This window comes from Paractinoplanes hotanensis (genome assembly GCF_023717965.1).
In the GTDB taxonomy this organism is placed as follows: domain Bacteria; phylum Actinomycetota; class Actinomycetes; order Mycobacteriales; family Micromonosporaceae; genus Actinoplanes; species Actinoplanes polyasparticus.
The window spans coordinates 40,104-60,628 of the sequence record NZ_JAMQOL010000003.1; the positions used below are offsets into that span (position 1 = coordinate 40,104).

General features: G+C 70.2%; 16 protein-coding genes. 4 read left to right on the forward strand and 12 right to left on the reverse strand.

Features of this window, described 5'->3' with window-relative positions; genetic code table 11:
• Positions 1-27: 27 nt before the first annotated feature.
• The 5 genes from LXN57_RS02065 to LXN57_RS02085 all read right to left on the reverse strand — a co-directional run bounded on the left by LXN57_RS02065 (position 28) and on the right by LXN57_RS02085 (position 4,658).
• Entirely contained in the window at positions 28-852 is an 825-nt protein-coding gene (locus LXN57_RS02065) for an alpha/beta fold hydrolase (RefSeq protein WP_251796251.1), read from the reverse strand.
• Between the two features lie 392 nt (positions 853-1,244).
• Positions 1,245-1,823 (reverse strand): DUF3455 domain-containing protein, encoded by a 579-nt coding sequence (locus LXN57_RS02070; RefSeq protein ID WP_251796252.1) that lies wholly within the window; start codon positions 1,821-1,823, stop codon positions 1,245-1,247.
• Positions 1,824-2,135: 312 nt separating this feature from the next.
• Complete coding sequence (locus LXN57_RS02075; protein ID WP_251796253.1) at positions 2,136-2,309, reverse strand: CsbD family protein; 174 nt, start codon at positions 2,307-2,309, stop codon at positions 2,136-2,138.
• 136 nt (positions 2,310-2,445) lie between these two features.
• Positions 2,446-3,147 carry a DUF3159 domain-containing protein gene (locus LXN57_RS02080; RefSeq protein ID WP_251796254.1) on the reverse strand — a complete coding sequence of 234 codons (702 nt, stop codon included), beginning with the start codon at positions 3,145-3,147 and terminating at the stop codon, positions 2,446-2,448.
• A gap of 89 nt (positions 3,148-3,236) precedes the next feature.
• On the reverse strand, positions 3,237-4,658 hold the full coding sequence (locus LXN57_RS02085) for a family 43 glycosylhydrolase (RefSeq protein ID WP_251796255.1): 1,422 nt from the start codon (positions 4,656-4,658) through the stop codon (positions 3,237-3,239).
• A gap of 320 nt (positions 4,659-4,978) precedes the next feature.
• Here LXN57_RS02085 and LXN57_RS02090 point away from each other — a divergent pair, with 320 nt between their 5' ends.
• The 3 genes from LXN57_RS02090 (at position 4,979) to LXN57_RS02100 (ending at position 7,704) form a co-directional block, all read left to right on the forward strand.
• Positions 4,979-6,085 carry a glycoside hydrolase family 12 protein gene (locus LXN57_RS02090; RefSeq protein ID WP_251796256.1) on the forward strand — a complete coding sequence of 369 codons (1,107 nt, stop codon included), beginning with the start codon at positions 4,979-4,981 and terminating at the stop codon, positions 6,083-6,085.
• A gap of 120 nt (positions 6,086-6,205) precedes the next feature.
• Positions 6,206-6,781 (forward strand): dihydrofolate reductase family protein, encoded by a 576-nt coding sequence (locus tag LXN57_RS02095; protein WP_251796257.1) that lies wholly within the window; start codon positions 6,206-6,208, stop codon positions 6,779-6,781.
• Between the two features lie 152 nt (positions 6,782-6,933).
• On the forward strand, positions 6,934-7,704 hold the full coding sequence (locus LXN57_RS02100; RefSeq protein WP_251796258.1) for a metallophosphoesterase family protein: 771 nt from the start codon (positions 6,934-6,936) through the stop codon (positions 7,702-7,704).
• Positions 7,705-7,901: 197 nt separating this feature from the next.
• On the opposite strand, the gene LXN57_RS02105 is transcribed toward LXN57_RS02100, so the two are convergent.
• From LXN57_RS02105 to LXN57_RS02130, 6 genes are all read right to left on the reverse strand, one after another.
• The gene (locus LXN57_RS02105; protein WP_251796259.1) at positions 7,902-9,173 is read right to left on the reverse strand and encodes a diacylglycerol/lipid kinase family protein; all 1,272 of its coding nucleotides are present in this window, start codon (positions 9,171-9,173) and stop codon (positions 7,902-7,904) included.
• Entirely contained in the window at positions 9,170-11,584 is a 2,415-nt protein-coding gene (locus tag LXN57_RS02110) for a penicillin-binding protein (RefSeq protein WP_251796260.1), read from the reverse strand. Before LXN57_RS02110 ends, LXN57_RS02105 begins: the two co-directional genes overlap by 4 nt.
• A 249-nt stretch (positions 11,585-11,833) precedes the next feature.
• Positions 11,834-12,139, reverse strand: coding sequence for an STAS domain-containing protein (locus tag LXN57_RS02115; protein WP_251796261.1), 306 nt, complete (start codon positions 12,137-12,139; stop codon positions 11,834-11,836).
• Positions 12,136-16,197 (reverse strand): SpoIIE family protein phosphatase, encoded by a 4,062-nt coding sequence (locus LXN57_RS02120; protein ID WP_251796262.1) that lies wholly within the window; start codon positions 16,195-16,197, stop codon positions 12,136-12,138. The genes LXN57_RS02115 and LXN57_RS02120 overlap by 4 nt, the downstream gene beginning before the upstream one ends.
• A 144-nt stretch (positions 16,198-16,341) precedes the next feature.
• On the reverse strand, positions 16,342-17,241 hold the full coding sequence (locus LXN57_RS02125; protein WP_251796263.1) for a hypothetical protein: 900 nt from the start codon (positions 17,239-17,241) through the stop codon (positions 16,342-16,344).
• 274 nt (positions 17,242-17,515) lie between these two features.
• Positions 17,516-18,847: a radical SAM protein gene (locus LXN57_RS02130; protein ID WP_251796264.1), complete on the reverse strand. Its 1,332-nt coding sequence runs from the start codon at positions 18,845-18,847 to the stop codon at positions 17,516-17,518.
• Positions 18,848-19,267: 420 nt separating this feature from the next.
• Between LXN57_RS02130 and LXN57_RS02135 the strand changes: the two genes are divergently transcribed.
• Positions 19,268-19,564: a hypothetical protein gene (locus LXN57_RS02135; protein WP_251796265.1), complete on the forward strand. Its 297-nt coding sequence runs from the start codon at positions 19,268-19,270 to the stop codon at positions 19,562-19,564.
• A 50-nt stretch (positions 19,565-19,614) separates the two neighbouring features.
• On the opposite strand, the gene LXN57_RS02140 is transcribed toward LXN57_RS02135, so the two are convergent.
• Positions 19,615-20,487 carry a universal stress protein gene (locus LXN57_RS02140; RefSeq protein WP_251796266.1) on the reverse strand — a complete coding sequence of 291 codons (873 nt, stop codon included), beginning with the start codon at positions 20,485-20,487 and terminating at the stop codon, positions 19,615-19,617.
• Positions 20,488-20,525: the final 38 nt, after the last annotated feature.

The window sequence follows — 20,525 nt, forward strand, 5'->3', positions numbered from 1 at the left end:
GGACGCCTGCCCCCGGGGACGAACGGCTCAGGACTGCAGCCACTCCAGCAGGTCGGCGTTGATCGTGTCGGCCTGGGTGGTCGGCATGCCGTGCGGGAAACCCTCGTACGACTTCAGCGTGCCGTTCTTCAGCAGCTTGGCCGAGAGCGGGCCCGCGTCCGCGTACGGGACGATCTGGTCGTCGACGCCGTGCATGACCAGCACCGGCACGGTGATCTTCTTGAGGTCCTCGGTGAAGTCGGTCTGCGAGAACGCCACGATGCCGTCGTAGTGAGCCTTGGCGCCGCCCATCATGCCCTGGCGCCACCAGTTCTGGATGATCGCCTCGGAGGACTCGACGCCCGGCCGGTTGAAGCCGTAGAACGGCCCGGACGGCAGCGCCCGGTAGAACTCCGACCGGTTGGCGGCCAGCTGCGCCTGCAGGTCGTCGAACACGGCCTTGGGCAGGCCGCCCGGGTTGGCCTCGGTCTGCACCATCAACGGCGGAACGGCGCTGATGAGCACGCCCCGGGCCACCCGCTCCTCGCCGTGCCGGGCGATGTAGTGGGCGACCTCGCCGCCACCGGTCGAGTGGCCGACGTGGATCGCGTCGCGCAGGTCGAGGTGCTCGACGACGGCCTTGAGGTCGTCGGCGTAGTGGTCCATGTCGTGGCCGTCACTGACCTGAGTGGACCGTCCGTGCCCGCGCCGGTCGGCCGCGACGACCCGGTAGCCCTTGCTCAGGAAGAAGAGCATCTGCGTGTCCCAGTCGTCGGCCGACAGCGGCCAGCCGTGGCTGAACACGATGGGCTGCCCCGAGCCCCAGTCCTTGTAGAAGATCTCGACGCCGTCGGAAGTGGTTACGTAGCCCATGCCGGTCTCCGCTCATCTGTGCTGGGAGGTGCTCCCACCGGCCAAGCTATGCCCGCGGAGGTGCAATCCGACAGCAATACGTGATGAACGACAACTTGCGAATTCGCTGTCACACCGACGGCCGGAAGGTGGTCCGGCGACGATTCGGCCATTCGGGCGAAGGCGGCGTTGGACAGACAGGCCCCGCGCGATCAGCCGCGGCACGTCCCGCTCGCGGTCGGTCGGGGCGGCCAGTTCGGGTGGCGGGCCCGCGGGCTGTCGCGGGGAGCCGAAGCGCTCGACCAGGCGCCGGGTGATGGACGGCTCGATGTGGCCGTGCCGGCGGGCCGGCCACGCCCTCGACCGGGCGGTGACCCGGTCGAGGCGCGAGCCGACGGCGTGGAGCGTGGCGGTCAGGCCTTCCAGAAGACGTAGACGGCGCCGTACTTGACGGCCTTCTTGGCGCCGTCGGCGCAGGCGCCGGCCGGGGCGGTGCCGCCCGAGGTGAGCAGGCGGCTGATGTGGGTCGAGGTGCCGATGACGCCGCTGCCCGACTTCTCGGTGACCTCGAGCAGCAGCTCGGGGATCGTGCCGGCGCGCGCGCTCTCGCCGATCTTCTTCGCCTTGACGAGCGAGTTGTCGCGGGTCGACTGCCAGCTCGGGCCGCCGAAGTGGTGGACGCGGCCGCCGGTGCCGATCAGCTGGGCCTCGGGCACGGACGCGCCGGTGAAGATGCCGCCGGCGCACGTGTAGGTCTGGGTGCCGGAGGCGACGAAGTACGCGCCGATCGGCTTGGCGCCCTTCGGCGGCTTGATCGCGGCCGGGATGCCCGGGATCGACACGGCGCGGGCATCGGCTCCGACGGCGGCCGGCGCGACGGCGGCCTGCTCGGCGGCTGAGGCGTTGAAGGTCACGGCGCCGACGGTGGCGACCACGGCCGCCATCCCCACCCCGGCGGCGGCGCGAACCCGGGAACGCTTCGTGTTGAGCATGGAAACTCCTTGTTTGGGGGCGTGAGCGTCGCCCCTTCGCCTCCTGACACGGTTCCCGGATGCCTCCAGATGTACATGAGAGTCGATGTTGCCCGTTCGTCCTCGATGGATGGTCCGTTCGGCTGACCCTACTGTTAAGTAGCGGTTTCCGAAGGCATTTCCGCAGCTTAAGATGCATCCTGCCGCAACCAGCGCGGCTCGCCGGCGGAGGCACGCGCCCGTCGCGACGAAGCCCCGATTGCGCCCTGGGCCCCCGCACGACGACGGCCCGCGGCTTCGAGAGCCGCGGGCCGTTCGTGGTGTGCTGGGCGGTCAGGACTTGAAAGCGTCCTTGACGTTCTCGACAGCCTGCTTGACCTTCGAGCTGCTCTGGTCGGCCTTGCCCTCGGCCTCGAGCTGCTCGTCGTCCGTGGCCCGGCCGACGCCCTCCTTGACCTTGCCGCCAACCTCTTCGGCCTTGTTGTCGACCTTGTCATCGAATGCCATGTCAGCCTCCACTTCGTCGTGCCAACGACTTAGGACTACCCCTGCTTGCCTGCGGCAATCATTTCCGCCGGGCGAAACTCGAAGGTGACACCCGCGCGAACGAAGGCAAGGCCGCGACGATGGCCGTTGGTCCGCGCTATTGGCCGTCCGGGGTGACCTCGGTGCGCTGCTCAGGGGTGGCATCGTTGCGGGTGGCTTCGGTGGGCCCGCCGGGAATCCGGGGGTGGCGGAGGCCGGGATGGTCCGCCGGCAGGGTGCGGCGGATCACCCACCAGCTCACGGCCAGGCAGGCGGCCACCAGCGGCCAGGTCAGGGCTACCCGCGCGGCCCCCAGCGCGACCACCTGGCCTGCCGCGTAGAGGGGCAGGAAGACGGCCAGCCGTACGACGTACTGCAGCACCCACACCCAGCTGGCCAGGCCGTACGAGCGGAGCAGAGCCGGGTCGCGACGCCAGCGGGTTCGCTGGCCGAGGACGGCGCCGACGATCAGGCCCAGCAGCGGCCAGCGGATCACGATGCTGACCGCCCAGGCCAGGGCGCTGGCGGCGTTGCTCAGGAGCTGGATCAGGAAGAAGTCCTCGGCCCGGCCGGTGCGCAGGGCGATCAGCGCGGCCACGCACACGCCGAGCAGGCCGATCAGCACCGCGCGTGGCTTCTCGCCGCGGCGCAGGCGCCAGATCGAGATGGCGATCGCGCACACGACCGCCACGCCGGCGCCGGCCCAGATCGACTGGCCGGCCGCCAGCCAGCCGGCCACGAACCCGACGGCCGGCAGCGTGGCGTCGACCGCGGCCCGCCGCCCGTTGAGCAGCTGCGACAGCGACTCCGGCTGCGTCATCCCCACACCCCGTCCGCTCGGCAGACGGACCCGGCAGCGGACCGTCTGCTCGACAGTTAGGAAAGCCTAACCGCAGCCGGAGCGGGGGCTCACTCCAGGTGGAACGTCGCGTCGCCGCGGCTCAGGGCGTCGGTGGCTGTCTCGAGGCGGAGCAGATAGTTGACGTGCCGCAGATAGCGGCCGGGGAAGTTCACCGACTCGAACGAGACGCCGGCCGCGTCGGCCAGGCCGGAGCGGCGCTGGAAGCTGGCGTCCGCGTTGAACAGGGCCGTTCCGTCGGCGCGGTCGACCCATGCCTCGTTGTTGCGGTGGCGCAGGTACGAGCCGGGATAGTTCGTCGATTCGAGCGACACCGAGCCGCCGCCGGCCAGACCGGGAACGATCCGGAACTGCGAATCGGCGAGCGCGGTCACGTTCGGGTCGAGGCGGGCCCGGAACTCCCAGTGACGCAGGTAGCGGTCGGGGACGTTGTGAGACCTCAGCCGTACGGGATGAAGGCCGTCGGGGATCGGGATGCCGAAATTCGGGGCGCCGTCGGCGTTCCAGTAGAACTTCTGCACGCGGGTGCGGCGGTTCGGGTCGTTGAGCGGGTCGCCGCTGATGTCGCGGTAATTGCGGTCGTGATAGACGATCAGGTCGCTCTGGCCGTCCTCGGCGACGGTGAACGAGTTGTGCCCCGGGCCGTGCTGGCCGGTGGCCGCGTTGCTGACGAAGACCGGGTTGGGGCTCTTGGTCCATGACGAGGCGCTGAGCAGGTTGGCGGTGGCCGACGCGGTGAGCAGGCCGAGGCAGTAGTTCGCGTCGGTGGCGCTGGCCGAATACGTCATGAAGACCCGGCCGTTGCGCACGATCACGGCCGGTCCCTCGTTCACCGCGTACCCGCGTGTCTCCCAGGCCAGAGTCGGGACAGCCAGGCGTACGGGTGTGCCGGTGATCGTCCAGGGGTTCGACATCCGCGCCAGGTAGAGGTTGGAGTTGGTGGCGACGCCCGGCTCCTGCTGCGCCCAGGCGAGGTAGCGGACGCCGTTGTGGACGAACGTGGTCTCGTCGAGCGAGAACGTGTCCCACGCGGTGACGATTCTCCCGCGCTCCGTCCAGGCGCCGGTCAGCGGATTGGCGGACGAGCTTTCGAGTACGTACATCCGGATGCGGAACCGGTCGTCCGCGCGTCCGGCCGTGAAGTAGACGTACCACCTGCCGTCGATGAAGTGGATCTCCGGCGCCCAGATGTTGGCGCTCATCTCGCCGCTCGCGTGCTTACGCCAGATCACCGTTTCGCTCGCGCCGGCCAGGCCCTGAACGGTCGTGGCCCGGCGCAGCACGATGCGGTCGTACTCGGGAACGGTCGCGGTCATGTAGTAGTAGCCGTCGGTGTGCTTCCAGACGTGCGTGTCAGCCCGCTGGTTGGCGATCGGGTTCGAGTAGGCCACCGGCGGCGCGGCCACCGCCGGCCCCGCCGGAACAAGAAGAACAGCCGCCGCCAGGATGAGCAGACTGACGAGTCGCTTCACACCGCACCGCCTTTCCGACAGTCGGTTGCTGGCCACAGAAGACCGCCAGCTGTATGACGAGCAGTTGTACGACAAGCAGTTGTATGACGAGCAGTTGTCTGACGAACCCCTGTGTGACCGCGCACGACATGGCATCGACGAACTTCGAAGTTCCTGCCGACAGTGTTAGCGATAACAATGTCGCGGTCAAGCCCGGGCGGCCCCGGTTGCCGTGGGCGCTCCCGAGTTCTAGCATCGCGGCACACACACATTGACGTCCTTCGACGCTTGATGCCACCGTCGAAGCGCTTCGACAGGGCGTCCGGAACAGAGGGGACACCATGCGCAGACGTGTTCTTGCGCTCTCGACGGCCGTGGCGGTCGTCGCGGGAGGGGCGGCCGTCCTCACCGCCCTTCCCGCGTCGGCGGCGGCCGGGTGCCGCGTCGCCTACGCGGTCAGCAGCACGTGGCCGGGCGGGTTCGGGGCCAACGTGACGATCACCAACCTCGGGGATCAGCTCTCCTCGTGGACGCTCGCCTGGTCGTACGGCAACGGCCAGACCATCACCCAGGCCTGGAACGCCACCGTCAGCCAGAGCGGCTCGACGGTCACCGCCCGCAACGCCGGCTACAACGGGTCGATCGGCACCAACGGAACGGTGTCGTTCGGCTTCAACGGCGCGGCGAGCGGCACCAACAGCGTGCCGACGGCCTTCACGCTCAACGGGACAGCCTGCACCGGCGCCACGACCAACCCGCCGACCCCGACCACTCCCCCGCCCTCGAACCCGGGCACCGGTGTGCCGTCCGACGCCGCCTGGGCCGACTCGGGACAGTGGGCCTCGTGGACCAACAACGGGTACACGCTCTACAACAACATCTGGGGTGGTGGCGCCGGGACGCAGACGATCTGGGCCCGCAGCGGCACGAACTTCGGCGTCGTCGCCAACCACCCGCGCACCAGCGGGGTGAAGTCGTACCCGAACACCGGCAAGACGCTCAATCGCACGCTGAGCTCGCTGTCCTCGGTGACCAGCTCGTTCAACGTGTCGGTCCCGGCCGACGGTGACTACGCCACCACCTACGACATCTGGGCCGACAACCACGCGTACGAGGTGATGATCTGGACCAACCAGCACGGCGCGGTCGGTCCGATCGCCGAGAGCTACGACGCCAACGGAGCCGTGCCGAACGTCCGGAACCTCTCGGTCGGCGGGCACACCTGGAACGTCTACCGCGGCTCGAACGGGGCCAACGCGGTCTTCTCGTTCATTCGCACCAACACCAACTCGGGCACGATCGACCTGCTGGCCGTCATGAACTGGTTGCGCACGAACAACTGGTGGGGCAACGTCACCGTCGGTGAGCTGCAGTTCGGCTTCGAGATCACCGGCACCGCCGGACAGTCCGCCTTCACCACAAACAGCTTCTCCCTGAATTACAGCTGAGCCGTGTCGAGACGGCGGCGACGGCTCCGACCAGGAGATGTCACCGCCGTCGGCGGTGACGGCTGCGGCCTACGGACACAGGCCGGAGCCACCGCCGGATCGGTCAGAGGAGAAGCAATCATGGGCAAGGTCTGCACGGGCGCGACGATGTCGCTCGACGGATTCATCGCGGGGCCCGGCGAGAGCGGCTTCGATCTGCTCTTTCAGTGGTACGGACCCGGCCTGCCGGAGGAGGTCACGGGCGCCTCCCAGTCGGACGCCGAGCATCTGCGCCGGGTGAAGGAGCGGACCGGCGCGCTGGTGGTCGGGCGCCACCTGTACGACCTGACCAACGCCTGGGGCGGGCGGCACCCCATGGATCTGACCACCGTCGTCCTGACCCACCGTCCGCCCGAGGACCGCCCGGTCGCGGATGAGAACTTCGTCTTCGTCACCGGCGGCATCGAGGAGGCCATCGCCACCGCTCAGAAGATAGCGGGGAGCAGGGAGGTCGGATTGAACGGCGGCCAGATCGCCCGGCAGTGTCTCGAGGCGGATCTGCTCGACGAGTTCCACGTCGACCTGGTGCCGGTGCTGCTCGGCGGGGGCACACCGTTCATCGGCCCCTTCGAAGGCGCTCCCCTGCAGCTGGAGGGACCGGTCAGCACAGTCAGCGGGAAGGGCGTCACCCACCTGCGCTACCTGGTCCGGCGCTGAGGCGCGGCCGGCCTCGCGCCGCCTCGCTGACCAGCGGCGAGCGTCGTGGCCGGCCTCATCTACAGGCAGGCGGAGAACAGGCTGCCGAGCACTCCGCCCCCGTCGGCTGTCGACGCGCCGGCCCCGGGGCGGGAGATCGCTACGCTCGGGGCATGCGCCTGGCCCACGTCACCGACCTGCACCTCGGGGCCGAGGAGCCGGCCGTGGTGGCGGGGCTGCGGGCCGACCTGATCGCCCAGGCGCCACATCGGCTGCTGGTCAGCGGCGACCTGACCATGCGGGCCCGGGACGACCAGTTCCGGGCCGCGGTCGACCTGCTGGCGTCGGTCGGCAAACCCTGGACGTGCGTGCCGGGCAACCACGACCTGCCGCTCGACCGGCCGGCCCGGGCCTTCGACCCGTTGGGCGCCTACCGGCAGTTCGTCGATCCGGAGCCCGAGCCGATCATCCGCGACGGCGGTCTGCTCCTGCTGGGGCTGAGCTCGCCCCGGCCGTATCTGTGGAAGGGCGGCCGGATCGACGCGGCGCAGGTGGCTCGGATCGGCTCGGACCTGGCCGGGGCGGCTGATCTCAAAGTCCTGATGCTGCATCATCCGGTGTTCCGCTCGGAGCAGCGGCCGGGCGAAGCCCTGGTGCACGGCGCCGACGACACGCTGCGAGCAGCGGCGGCGGCCGGCGTCGACGTCATCCTGTGCGGGCACGACCATGTGGCGGCGCAGGCCGGTCTGCGCGGGATGATCGGCCTGATGAGCGGAACGGCCTGCTCCTGGCGCGTGCGGACCGACGAGAGCCAGTCCTGGACCATGCTGGACCTCGACGGCGACGACCTGCGGCTGACCGTACGGCACTGGGTCGACGGCGCCTTCCGGCCAGCGCGCACGACACAATGGCGCCGCACCGCCGACGGCCGCTGGCACGCCTGAGGCAGGGCGCCTGCGACGCGGCCGCGCGCCGAAGCGCGGCAACCACGACAACGCCGAGCTCGTGCGACAGTCCCGGGCGCTGCAACCACGACCGCGCAGACGGTCGAAGCGCGGCATACACAACGCAGCCACGCCCGCGGAAAAGGCAGACGAGACGCAGCCACGCGTAAACGGCGGACGAAACAGGCGCGGCCGGGTCAGACGGCGGGCACGCCGGAGGCCACTCGGACCAGGGCGTTCAGGTCGCGCCGGCTGAGCGCCGCGGCGCGCGGCCGGGCACCGGACGAGCGGGGCACGCGCACGCGCAGGGCGCCGGGCAGCGATCGGAACACCAGCGGCGGCGTCAGCAGGATCGCCTCTCCGTCCACACCGGCCGGCACGTCGGCCTTGGAGCGCACCGTGAACTTGCGGGCCACGAACTCCACCGCCGGGACGGCGCCGCGCACGGCGACGATCCCCAACCGGCCGGTGTCGAGCCGCGGCCGCCCGCCCGACCGGCCCACCCGCGACAGGTCGTACGCGTTGTTGGAGACAAGCACCAGCGACACCCCACTGATCGGGGGACCCTCCGGGCTGTCGAACTCGAGGTCCGACGGCGCGGCCGCGGGGCCCAGCAGGTCGGGCAGCAGCCGTCCCCACGTCCGGATCTTGGCTTTGCGGTAGCCCTTGGCCCGGACCACCTCGGCGTAGACGCCGAGCGAGGCGTTGTTGACGAAGATCCGGTCGTTGACCGAGGCCAGGTCGACGAGCCGCTCGACGCCGTCGGTGAAGGCGTCCAGCGCGCCGGCCACGTCGGTGCGGTCGAGCCCGAGGTCGAGGGCGAAGTGGTTCCTCGTGCCGGCGGGCACGCAGACGAAAGGGAGGCCGTGGCGCATCGCCGTGGTGGCGACCAGGGCCTGCGAGCCGTCCCCACCGGCCATGCCGAGCACGTCAGCGCCCTCCGCGGCGGCCCGTTCGGCCAGCGCCGCCAGGTCGTCGCCGGGCCCGAGCGTGATCACCTCGAGACCGCGGGTCGCGGCCGCCTCGGCCAGGCCGGCCCGGGCCGCCGCGCCGTCACCCGACCGCGGGTTGATCAGCAGGACGCCGCGACGGGCCGGGGGGACCGGACGGGCCGGATGACCGCCCCTGATCGTCGCCGAGCTGTGCGGGCCGAGCGCGTAGCGTCCGGCCACGGCGAACACGATCAGCATGGCCGCCTGCGTCAGGAACAACGACAGGCCGATCGTGACCATCATCAGGACGCCGACCGCCGCCACCAGCACGGCGAGCCAGCGCAGCAGTCCGCGGCGGGTCAGCGCATACCAGGTCGCCGCCGTCACCACCACGACCGCGAGCACGAACGACACGAACGTGCCGAAGTGCAGCACCGTCGTCTCGAGCGTGGCCGCGACGGCGAGCAGTGGCGCGATCAGGGCGATGACGGCGGCGGCGCGCCGGCCACCGCCGGGCGTCACCGCCGGGCTGGTCACCGTGGTGGTGGAACGATGATCCGCGGTGTGCCTCCCGGTCCGTCCGGCGGCTCGGCGCCCTTGCCGTTGCTGACCTCGATGGCCACGACGCCGTTCTTGACCGTGCGGCCGCTGGGGCTGGTGCCGGCCGCCGTGCCCGCGGGGCACTTGGACTCGACCTCGCTGTTGGACACCACCGCGTCGAATCCGGCGTTCTCGATGCGGTCGCGGGCCCGCGTCAGCGAGAGGCACTCGACGTCGGGGATGCGCCGCTGGTCGCCGTACACGATCTTGCGGTTCTCGGGTCGTTTGAACTGGACCTTCGGCTTGCCGTCCATGTAGTCGCCGAGCGTGCGGTAGACGGCCGGATTGACCTGGTCGTGGTCCATCCGGTCCTTGTGGGCCTGGTAGTCGGGGTTGACCAGGTAGCCCGCCACCACCAGGGACGTCGTGCCGGCGATGAGCGAGGCCGTGCGGTCGCGGTCGGTGGTGCCGGTCTTGCCGAACACCGGGTGCCCGACCACGCCGCGGGTCACCCGGGCGGTGGCGCCCTCGCAACTGCCGGTGCGGGCGCGGTCACCCACCGGGCAACGGGCCGCGTCGAGCGCCGCGCGGGCGACGTCGACCGAGGTGGCGCGTTCGCAGTGGGACTTGCCGATGTCGAGCTTCTGGTTGTCGCGGGTCGTGATCTGTTCGATCGGGGTGGGCTCGCAGTACATGCCGTCGGCGGCCAGGGTCGCGTACGCGTTGGCCATGTCGAGCGGGGTGGTCGCGGACACGCCGAGCGTGAAGGCGCCCCACTGGTGCGAGTAGCCGTCCGACGCGAGCTTGGCGTCCTCGGGGTCGCGGAACTTGATGCCGAAGCGCTTGGCCACGTTCACCACGTTGTCGGCGCCGACCCGCTCCTCCAACGGCACGAAGTACGTGTTGATCGAGCGGCCGAACCCGCTCCACATGTTGTAGACGCCCTCGCCGCCGCCGCCCGAGTTCTGCGGGCACCAGAAGTGCGTGCCCGGGCAGGCCGAGTCGCTGCTGCGCTCGACGATGTACCGCGACTTGTAGAACTTCTCGGCCTTGATCGTGTAGTGCAGCGGGTAGCCCTTCTCGAGCGCCGCGATCAGGGTGAAGATCTTCATGACCGAGCCGGCCTGGTAGCCGTGGACGCCGCCGCCGCCGGTGATCAGCGGGTTCACCGTGTTGGGGGCGGAACCCTTGACGCCCGCCCGCCGCTTCCTGGGGTCGGACGAGAGCGGGTTCTTCGAGTCGTCGAGGCTGTACTTGCGGTTGGTGACCAGCAGCTTGACCTTGCCCGTGCGCGGCTCGACCGCCGCCAGCAGCAGGGCGTTCTTGTTCTTCTCCTTGATCAGGTCGCCGACCCGGGCCTTGGCCTCTTTCGTGGCCTTGAGGTCGATCGTGGTGGTGATGCGGTAACCGCCGCTCTTGAGGCGCCGCTCGCGCTCGAAGTTCGTCGCGCCGAACTCGGGGCGATCCATCCACCAGCGGTAGAAGAAGTCGCAGAAGAAACCCCAGCTGTTGTACGCCACGGAGACGCACCCGTTGCCGACCGGGGCCACCTTGCGCGGGATGGCCTCCTTCTTGGCCGCCGCGGCCTGGGCCGGCGTGATGGCGCCCATCTCGAGCATGCCCGGGATGACGTAGTTGTTGCGGCGCTGGCGGATCTCGTCGTACCCCTGCTTGGTCGTGGGGTCGTAGAACGACGGCGCCCGCACCACGGCGGCGAGCAGGGCGGCCTGGCCGATGGTGAGGTTCTTGGGGCTCTTGTTGAAGTAGACCTTGCTGGCGGCGAAGATGCCGTACGTCTGCTTGCCGAACGGCGCCATGTTGAGGTAGCGCTCGAGGATCTGGTCCTTGTTGAGCTCCTGCTCGACCCGCATGGCGTACTTGATCTCGGTGACCTTGCGGACGTTCGTGTCCTCGGTGGCCTTGACGACCTCGGACGGGCTGGTCGCCGAGTAGGCGAGCGACATGCGCACCCACTGCATGGTGATCGTCGAGGCGCCCTGCTTGGACTCCGACTTGCCGCTGTTGTTGACCACCGCCCGGGCGACGCCCTTGAGGTCGACGCCGTTGTGGTTGTAGAACTCGCGGTCCTCGGCGGCCACCATGGCGTCGCGGATGTGCGGCGACATCTGCTTGAGCGGCACGTCGCTGCGGAACTCGTCGTAGAACTGCGCGATCTGCGTCTTGTTGTCGGACGCGTAGACCCGCGTGATCTGCGGCGAGGCGAAATCCTTGAGCTCGCTCGGCAGGCTGGCGAACGCCTGGTTGCCGACCTTGGCCGTCAGACCGGACATCGCCGCCACCGGGAACGCCGCGGCCGCCACCACCACGCCCGCCACCAGCCCACAGGTCAGCAGCGCGAACACATTGAAGAAGACGTTGTGATCACGCCTGCGCCACCACGAACTCACCGAACCACCACCAGAGCCTCGTCGGGAGCGAGTCCCGTCTATTTCACCTTGCTTTGTCAAGGCGCGGGCCCGGCAATTCCCCCTCAGTCCGGCATTCCCCCCACAATCTTCGACCAAAAGATCGAAATCAGAAAGCCGACGTACGCCTTCCCGGCGACCCACACGACGCAAAGTCACCGCCTGGAGCGGAAGCAGTGACGAGCCCGCCAGCCCAGTCGGTCAGGCCGACCGGCGGAGGAAGTGGTAGACCTACGACTCGGCCGCGGTCGTGGTGATGTCGTCGAGGCCGGCGATCGTCAGGACCGGGGACAACAGCGGGTTGGAGACCAGCCGCAGACGGTCGACGTGCGGGAAGAGGGCGGCCAGGCCCGCGCTGTCGATGTACTCCACCCGGGTCAGGTCGACCACGAACGTGGACCCGGCCGACTCGTCGTGGGCCTCGGTCAGCGCCGTGGCGAAGGCGGCGGCGTTGCTCATGTCGATCTCGCCGGCGGCGGTGAGCACGACGGCGCCGTCCGGCCGGCGGCCTGTGGTGCAGGTCAGCGGTGTGCTCATCGGGGAATCCTCGCTTGCAGGCCGACGACGGTGCCGGCGGCGCCGGTCGTCACGGTCACTTCGCTCATCAGCGCCCGCATCAGGGCGAAGCCCCGCCCGCGGTGCGGGTTGGCGGCGGGCTCCGGGGTCTTCCACAGGCCGCTGTCGGTGATGGTCAGGCGCAGGTCGTCGGCCGTGGCCGACGCCCGCAGTCTGATCAGCCCGCCCGGCAGGTGGCGGTGGCCGTGCTCGATCGCGTTGGCGCACGCCTCCCCCGCCGCGACCAGCACGTTCTGGGCCGTTGTGGGGTCGACGCCGCAGCGGGCCAGCCAGGTGCGCAGCATCGAGCGCAGCGGAGCCAGCCGGGTCGCCTCGGCCGGGAAGTCGAGCTCGAGCGGGCCGGGGTGGCGGTAGAGCAGCATGGCCACGTCGTCGTCGTAGCCCCCGGCCGGAGCCATGCTCGCCATGACGTCGGTGGCCAGCTCTTCGAGCGCGACCGCCCGGCCCTGCTGCACCGCGGCCGCCACCCGTTCGATGCCGGCGGTCAGCGGCTGCCGTCGGCGTTCGACCAGGCCGTCGGTGTAGAGCAGCAGCGTGGCCCGCACCGGCACGGTGTAGTGCGCCTCGGGACGCTCGCCGGCCGAGCGCACCCCGAGCGGCCGCGAGCGGCCCTGGTCGAGCAGATCGGTGGTCCCGTCGGGGTGGGCGACGACCGCGGGCGGGTGCCCGGCGCTCGCGTACGTCAGCTCCCCCGTCGCCGGGTCGAGCACGCCGCAGAAGACGGTCGCGCACATCGCGCCCGGCAGCTGGACGGCGAACCGGTCGAGGGCGGTGAGCGTCTGCGCGGGGTCGGTGTTCTGCAGCAGCAGGGCCCGGCAGGCGCTGCGGAGCTGGCCCATAACGGTGGCCGCCCGCAGTCCGTGCCCGACGCAGTCGCCGACCACGATGCCGATCCGGCCGGCGGTCAGCATGACGGTGTCGTACCAGTCGCCGCCGACCTTGAGGGGGCGGGTGGCGGGCGCGTAGCGGACGGCGAACCCGGCGGGCAGCTCAGCCGGCCCGAGGATCGCCCGCTGGAGGGCCAGCGCCGTCTCGCGTTGCTGGTCGATCTGGTGGATGCGGTGCAGTCCCTGCCCGAGATGCCCGGCCAGCAGCGTCAGCAGGGTCCTGTCCTGCTCGGTGAACGGGCGCCGCTCGGTCAGTTCGAGCAGGAGCACCATGGTCCCGTCCGGGTGCTCGAGCGCGATGCCGGCGCCGCCGGGCTGGTCGGCGACCGGGGTGAGCAGCGGCTCGTCCCGCAGCGCGGTCAACGCCGTACGCCGCTCGGCAGTCAGACCCTCCCAGCGGGCCTGCTCGTCGGTGGTGACCAGGGTGGGCGGGCCCGAGTCGTGGAAGACCGCGGCGTACACCTGCCGGGCCTGCCACAGCTCGCCCAGCTCAGGCAGCACGCCGTGCAGCGCGCTGGAGACGCTCTCGGCCTGCGAGAGGCGCACGCTCAGGGCGGCCAGGGCGCTGTCGCGCTGCACGGCGTAATGCTCGGCGGTGACGTCGCGGAAGGTGCCCACGATGACCTTGCGGCCGGTGTCCGGGTCGGCGACCTGGTTGAACGACGCCGCGGCCCACAGCCGGTGCCCGTCGCGGTGCCGCACCGGGATGGTGTAGGTGCCCCGGGTGCTGCCCACCAGCATGGCGAGCGCGTCCGCGACCTGGTTGTACGCCTCCGGGTCGGCATCGCGGTCGGGCCACCACGGGTGCACCGGCGCGTACGGCAGGCCCTCGGGCCCGAACCCGAGGACGTCGGTGAAGGTCGAGTTGATCTCGATGACGGCCCCGTCCTCGTCGCAGACGAAGAACGCCTCCTGGAGCGAGTCGATCAGCGCCGTGCGCCAGCGGGCGTGGTGGTTGCGCATCCGGGCCAGCTCGACGTTGGCGCGTACGCGGGCCAGCAGCTCGGCCGACGAGAACGGTTTGACCAGGTAGTCGTCGGCGCCGGCGTCCAGGCCCTCGATCGACGCCTCCTGACCGGCGCGCGCCGACAGCAGCAGGACGGGCGTCCCGGCCGTACGGGGGTCGGCCCGCAACGCCGCCACGAGTTCGAGCCCGTCGAGGCGGGGCATCATCACGTCGCTGACGACCAGGCCGGGATCTTCCCGGCGGGCCACCTCGAGCGCGGCCTGCCCGTCGCCGACGGCCAGCACGCGGTGACCGGCCGAGCGCAGCAGGCGGGCGAGATAGTCGCGCATGTCGGCGTTGTCGTCGGCCACCAGGACGGTGGCCGGCGACTTGGCCACGGGGACGGCCTCGTCCGACGAATCGGATGCGCCCGGCGTCCAGCGCAGGGCCTCCTGCACGTACGGCTCGGCGCCGGACGACACCGCACGGGCGCTCGGCGCGGTGTTCACGGCGTCGGCCGGCAGATGAGCGGCTCCCAGCGGCAGCCGGATGGTGAAGGTCGTGCCGCGGCCGAACGTGCTGTCCGCCGTGATCGTGCCGCCGTGGAGCTCGACCAGCTCCTTCACCAGCGCCAGGCCGATGCCGCTGCCCTCGTTGGAGCGCGACCGAGCGTTCTCGATGCGGTGGAAGCGCTCGAAAAGGCGCGGCATCTCGTCCTCGGGCACCCCCACCCCGGTGTCGGTCACCGTCACCGTGGCGGCTTCGGCTTCCCCGCGTACGGCTATGCGCACCCCGCCGCTGAAGGTGAACTTCAGGGCGTTGCTGAGCAGGTTGAGGACGATCTTCTCCCACATCCCGCGGTCGAGGTGGACCGGCTGCGCCAGTGGCGGGGTGTCGACCTCGAACGTCAGGCCGGTCCGCTCGATCGCAGACCGGAACACGCTGGCCAGTTCGGCGGTGGCGTTGGCCAGGTCGACCGGCTCGAAGCGGGCCTGCATGCGGCCGGCCTCGATACGGGAGAAGTCGAGCAGCGCGTTGACCAGCTTGCCCAGGCGCAGGCCGTTGCGGTGGATGACTTGGAGTTCGGCCCGCACACCCTGGTCGTCGGCGAGGTCGGACCGGGACAGCAGCTCCTCCAGCGGTCCCATGATCAGGGTCAGCGGGGTGCGGAACTCGTGGCTGATGTTCGAGAAGAAGGCGGTCTTGGCCCGGTCGAGCTCGGCCAGCTCCTCGGCCCGGCGCTGCTGGGCCTGATAGCTGCGGGCGCTCGCGATGCCGGCGGACACGTGCCCGGCGGTCAGCTCGACGAACCCGCGGTAACCGTCGTCGAGAGCGCGGAAACGGTTGAGGCCGGCGACCAGGAACCCGTACGGGCTGTCGCCCTGTTGCAACAGCGGCACGACCAGCGCCTCGACGGGCGGCTCGCGCCAGGCCCCGAGCGGCAGGTCGCCCTCGATCGGCACCACGACCGACTCCCCGCGGGAGATGGCCTCGACGGGCCAGGCGCCCGGCCGTGCCACCGGGTGGTCGGCCGGGATGCCGGTCGCCTCGGCCAGCCGTACGCCGTCGATCTCGAACAGGTAGGTCAGGGTGAACGGCAGGTCGTGCAGGTTGCGGCCCAGCTGAGCGCCGGTGAAGGCGAGCGTCTGCTGCTCGGTGCGCACCACGCTCGGGTCCGAGCCGAGGTCGCGCAGCGTCGCCATCCGCCGCTGGCCGATCACGCGTTCGGTGTCCTCGCTGACCACGCAGAGCATGCCGACCAGCGCGCCGTCGTCGTCGCGCAGCGGGCTGTACGAGAAGGTGTGGTACGTCTCCTCGGTGTACCCGGAGCGTTCGAGGAACAGCAGCAGGCCCTCGTCCCAGGTGGCCCGGCCGGTCGAGAGCACGGTCGTGATGCGCGGGCCGATGTCGTCCCAGATCTCGGCCCACACCTCGTTCGCCGGGCGGCCCAGCGCCCAGGGATACTTACGGCCCAGCGTGTCGCGTCGGTAGGCCGCGTTGCAGAAGAACGTGAGCTGCGGACCCCAGGCCATCCACATCGGAAAGCGGGACGAGAGCAGGATGCTGACCGCCGTGCGGAGGCTCTGCGGCCACTGCTCCGGCGGGCCGAGCAGCGTGCGGTCCCAGTGCACCGCCGCGAGATCCCGCCCGACGTCACCGCCATCGGCGAACACGTCCTGAGTCATCGCGCGAGCGTCTCCCGTTCTCAGCCCCGCGGGCGCGTAGCCGCTCGTAGGATACGCAAACCCTCCCGCCCGGATGTCCTCCGGGCGGAGGCCACATACCCAGGTCGAGATCACTTACCCCTGCGAAGCGTTGCCCCCGGGAGCTCAGTTGAACGGAGGACGGCTCACGCCGAAGTGCTCATGGATCCGCGCGGCTCCGTGTTCGACGCGATAGACGGTGAAGGCGACCGTGGTCAGCACGGTGAGGGCGCCCGCCATGCCCCAGAAGAACTGATGGGTCCAGTCGAGGTACGCGAAGATGCCGCAGAAGGCGAGGGCCAGCGCGCCCACGCCGGCGATCATCTGGAGTTCGCGCAGCAGATCGATGAACATGCGATAGGCCTCGCGGGCCGGGCCGAAGTGGGACGGCGGGCACCACTTCTTGGTGATCAAGAGGCCCACCGCGGTGCCGGCCCAGAACATGGCCAGCCACAGGTTCCAGGCGCGCGAATCGCCCAGGAAGAACGCGGGCGGGATCTCCAATCCGGCGATGGCGAACGGCAGGAAGCAGTCCAGGAAAGACGGCGCCCAGCGGATGAGGACGCTGAGGGTCAGATACCAGTAGAAGACGCTGACGAAGATCAGCAGCAGCGAGACGCTCTGGACGGCGACGAGCAGGCTGGGCTTGTCGAAGGTCTTCTCGGCCAGCAGCGCCAGCGCGACGCCCTGGATGATGCTGATGATCGTGATGAACCCGTTCGGCGACACCTCGAGGTTGCGCCGGATGAGCACGTCGTGGGTGAGGGCCTCGATCCCCTCGCCGCGCACGACCGCCGGCGTGACGGGCGCGCCCGGGATCTCGTAGGAATGTCGGGGCGATGACGGTGCGTAGCCCGAGACGGAGGACCGGCGACGCCGCCGCATTCGGGTGGGGTCAGATAATTCCGCTGCCACGACCCACATACTGCCGACCCCGTCAACAGCCTTCACGCCGTACGGAATTGACGGGTTGACAAGGCGCAACAATTTAAGTTTCAGCAGCTCGGTGTGGCTATGAAAGATCACCGAGAAACGATCTCTGAATTGACCGACCTGACCAGCCAGGCCATGGGGAAATCGGAATAAACGACCCCGTAAAGCGCGCCGCGAAAGCCATTCAGTGGCGCGGCCGTCACATCGCGTCTGCTCACCCAAAGCGACGACCTTAAGGCCCACACAGGAAGTCCAGGCCCGCGTGTCTACGCCTCAGCGCACAAAGGGACAAACCCCGAAGCGCAGCGCGCCGCCCACACCGGTAACGGTGCGGACGGCGGCAGCTGTCTCTCTCAGGTGCCGGACATCACCTGGCGGTGACCTCCGCTGTCTCGTCGTTCGCGGGCAGCGAGTCCATGAACGAGCTCACCGAGAACACGGCCCGGCCGGCCCCGGCCGGGCCGTACCCGGGCGGGCTCGACAGGCCGTTGGCGTCCATCACCGCGCGGTAGGTCTCGAGCAGCCGCACGTGGTATTCCAGCGGCGCGCCCTCCGGGTTCGACTTGCCCAGCGGGGTCGTCGGCTCGGGGCACCAGGTGGTGAACCGCGGCGTGATGCCGCGCGACATGAAGTACTGCAGGCCCTCGGCGGTCGAGTCGATCGCCTCGTTCACGGTGGTGAAGCCGTGCGGCGCGGCCATCTCGACACCGGCCACGAAGTTCGGGATCACGTTGCGCGGGCCGAAGATCTCGGCCGAGTCGAGGATCCGGCGGTGCCATTCCTCCCGGCCCACGTAGCGTTCCTTGCCGGGGCAGTAGAGCTCGAACAGCTTCTTGTCCCACACCTCGTAGTTGGGGTGGTAGATCTGGATGCCGTAGTCCTTGAAGCGCTGGACGTCGGCCTTGGGCAGCGCCTGGGCGACCACCTTGCCGATCCACCGGCCGGGGAAGCGCTCCTCGATCGCCTGCGCGTACTGGCCGTAGAAGTCGGCCTCGGCCTTGCCCTGCACCTGCGAGGTGATGCTGCCGCCGGTCAGCGTGTAGGCCTGCGACGTCCGCGCCGTGTCGTGCTTGTCGATGATCGCGAGCGCCTCGAGGATCTCGTCGATCGGCTTGACGCCGGTGTAGGGCCGCCCGGCCGCCTTGTGCTGGCGCCAGTTGTGGTTGATGTCGCAGTACTGGCACTCCTCCTTGGCGCCGAAGTACTGGCAGACCCGGAAGGCGGTCAGGTAGATCAGGTAGCCCCACTGGATCGTCGGGGCCACCTCCATCACCTGCTTGCCGTTGGCCAGCGTGTGCCGGTAGTAGTCGGGCATCGGCGGCAGCCCGACGTCGGCGATCGGCTTGCCGTCGAGGTAGAGGTGCATGACGCCGTCGTCGTCGGTCTTGACGCGGTAGGGGGAGCTCGGGTTGACGCGGACCGACACCACCGTGCGGCGGAAGTCGTAGGGGCCGCCGGTGAGCACGATCTCCTCCGGCGGGCGGCGCAGCGCGGCCGTGCCCAGCTCGGGCAGCGTGCGGTGGTCGAACGAGAAGATGAAGTAGGACTTCGGCTTGACGTCGCCGTTCTCGTTGTCGGTCAGCGCCGAGTCGTCGAACGCCAGCCCGCCACGCAGCAGGTCCTCCTTGACGACGGCCTCCCGCGGAACGTGCGGAAAGCGTGCCATCAAGTCTTCGACTACGTCGGTGCGTGACCGCATGGGCCCCTCCTGATCAACAAGCAACCGCTCCATCCTCCCCCACACTGCCGCCGAAGCCCCAGCACCCGCAAACGGATGCGCGATGGGTCACTTGCCGCACGAGGATTCCGTGTCGGGAACAGCCCCCTGACGAGCGCCGGAAGCACCGGAGCGAGAACGATGACGCTGCGGCGGCAGTTCCGGCGCGTACGGGGCGGGACCGGAGACGTACCGGGCAGCCTTCCGCCAGTGTGCCGGTAGCGTGACCCGGCCGGCGGGAAGATCCCGTACCCGAGCCGGGCTTGATCGACCGGAGCCGTCAGAATCCAGGGGGTCAACGTCCGCACCGCGGTCGCCGTGCGGGCAACACGAAGATCGTCATAGCGTTCGCCGGGCGGACCACATGAAGATCGTCCGAGGATGAGGTCGAGGGTGACAGACATGGAAGCGACGAGGCCGCTGCGCTGGTACAGCGGGATCGCCGTGGTGGTGTTCGGCATCGTGCCGACGGTGCTGCTGACCCTGCTGGTGACCGGCGGTCACACGCCGGGCACGGTGGGCCTGCTGCTGATCGGCGGCGTCCCGCTGGTGATCGCGGCCGGGGTCTTCGCGCTGCGCGGCATCCGGGGCGACGACCCCGAGATCGCCGCCCGCCACCTGCACCTGAGCCTGGCCCTGGTGGCCGGGGCCGACCTGCTCATGCTCGGCGGCAACGCCCTGATCCGGATGGGCGCCTGATCAGGCCCGCAACCACTGCCGACAGGTGGTCTCGGCCAGCACGGCGACCCTCATGACGATTCCCCTCGGACGACCGCCACCGGGCCGGCCGAGTGGTAGAGCAGCGACTGGCTGACCGACCCGAGCATCAGGCCCTTGAAGGCGCCGAGGCCGCGGGCCCCGACCACCGTCAGCTGAGCCTCGTGCGACAGGTCGGCCAGCACCTTGCGAGGATGCCCGCGCCGCGCGGCCGGGGCAACCTCGACCTCGGGATACTTCCCCCGCCACCCGCTCAGCTGTTCGCTGAGGGTGCGCTCCGCCTCCCCGGCCAGCGCCTCGGCCGCGATCGACGCCGAGTGCCACTGGTGGGCGCCGGACGCGCCGGCCTCGTTCCAGGCGATCACCGGCATCAGCAGCGCCCCGCGCCGCGAGCTCTCGTCGAACGCGAAGCCGACCGCGAGCTCGGACGACTCCGACCCGTCGACGCCCACCACGACCGGCCCCGCCGTCGGCTCGTCCCCGCGGACCACCAGCACCGGGCAGTCGGCGAGCGCAGCCGCGTGCACGGCAACCGAGCCGATGATCACACCGCTGATCGCGCCCAGGCCGCGGTCGCCCAGCACCAGCAGGGCCGCTCCCCGCGACGCCTCGATCAGCACCGGCGCCGCCGGCCCGTCGATCAGAGCCTTGGTCACGCGCAGCCCCGGCTCCGCGGCCTGCGCGGCGCGGACCGCCTCGGCCAGCATGTCGTTCGCGAAGTTCTCCAGCCCGGTGTCGGGCATGTCCGCCGAGACCGGCCCGGTGTCCACACGCAACATCGGCCAGACGAAGGCGTGCACGACGTGCAGCGGCATGCGGCGGCGGGCAGCCTCGCCCGCGGCCGCCCGCACTGCGGCCAGTGCCTGTTCGGATCCGTCGATACCGACGATCACTCGCTCCCTCATGGGCAGCCCCTCTCGCTCCACCCTCGATGACCAGCGGG

Excerpts from the sequence above, each read along its gene's own strand:
- LXN57_RS02130 (WP_251796264.1), bottom strand. The coding sequence starts at position 18,847 with ATGCGGTCACGCACCGACGTAGTCGAAGACTTGATGGCACGCTTTCCG.
- LXN57_RS02120 (WP_251796262.1), bottom strand. The coding sequence starts at position 16,197 with ATGACTCAGGACGTGTTCGCCGATGGCGGTGACGTCGGGCGGGATCTC.
- LXN57_RS02090 (WP_251796256.1), top strand. The coding sequence starts at position 4,979 with ATGCGCAGACGTGTTCTTGCGCTCTCGACGGCCGTGGCGGTCGTCGCG.
- LXN57_RS02100 (WP_251796258.1), top strand. The coding sequence starts at position 6,934 with ATGCGCCTGGCCCACGTCACCGACCTGCACCTCGGGGCCGAGGAGCCG.
- LXN57_RS02140 (WP_251796266.1), bottom strand. The coding sequence starts at position 20,487 with ATGAGGGAGCGAGTGATCGTCGGTATCGACGGATCCGAACAGGCACTG.
- LXN57_RS02080 (WP_251796254.1), bottom strand. The coding sequence starts at position 3,147 with ATGACGCAGCCGGAGTCGCTGTCGCAGCTGCTCAACGGGCGGCGGGCC.
- LXN57_RS02075 (WP_251796253.1), bottom strand. The coding sequence starts at position 2,309 with ATGGCATTCGATGACAAGGTCGACAACAAGGCCGAAGAGGTTGGCGGC.
- LXN57_RS02115 (WP_251796261.1), bottom strand. The coding sequence starts at position 12,139 with ATGAGCACACCGCTGACCTGCACCACAGGCCGCCGGCCGGACGGCGCC.
- LXN57_RS02065 (WP_251796251.1), bottom strand. The coding sequence starts at position 852 with ATGGGCTACGTAACCACTTCCGACGGCGTCGAGATCTTCTACAAGGAC.
- LXN57_RS02135 (WP_251796265.1), top strand. The coding sequence starts at position 19,268 with ATGGAAGCGACGAGGCCGCTGCGCTGGTACAGCGGGATCGCCGTGGTG.
- LXN57_RS02095 (WP_251796257.1), top strand. The coding sequence starts at position 6,206 with ATGGGCAAGGTCTGCACGGGCGCGACGATGTCGCTCGACGGATTCATC.
- LXN57_RS02070 (WP_251796252.1), bottom strand. The coding sequence starts at position 1,823 with ATGCTCAACACGAAGCGTTCCCGGGTTCGCGCCGCCGCCGGGGTGGGG.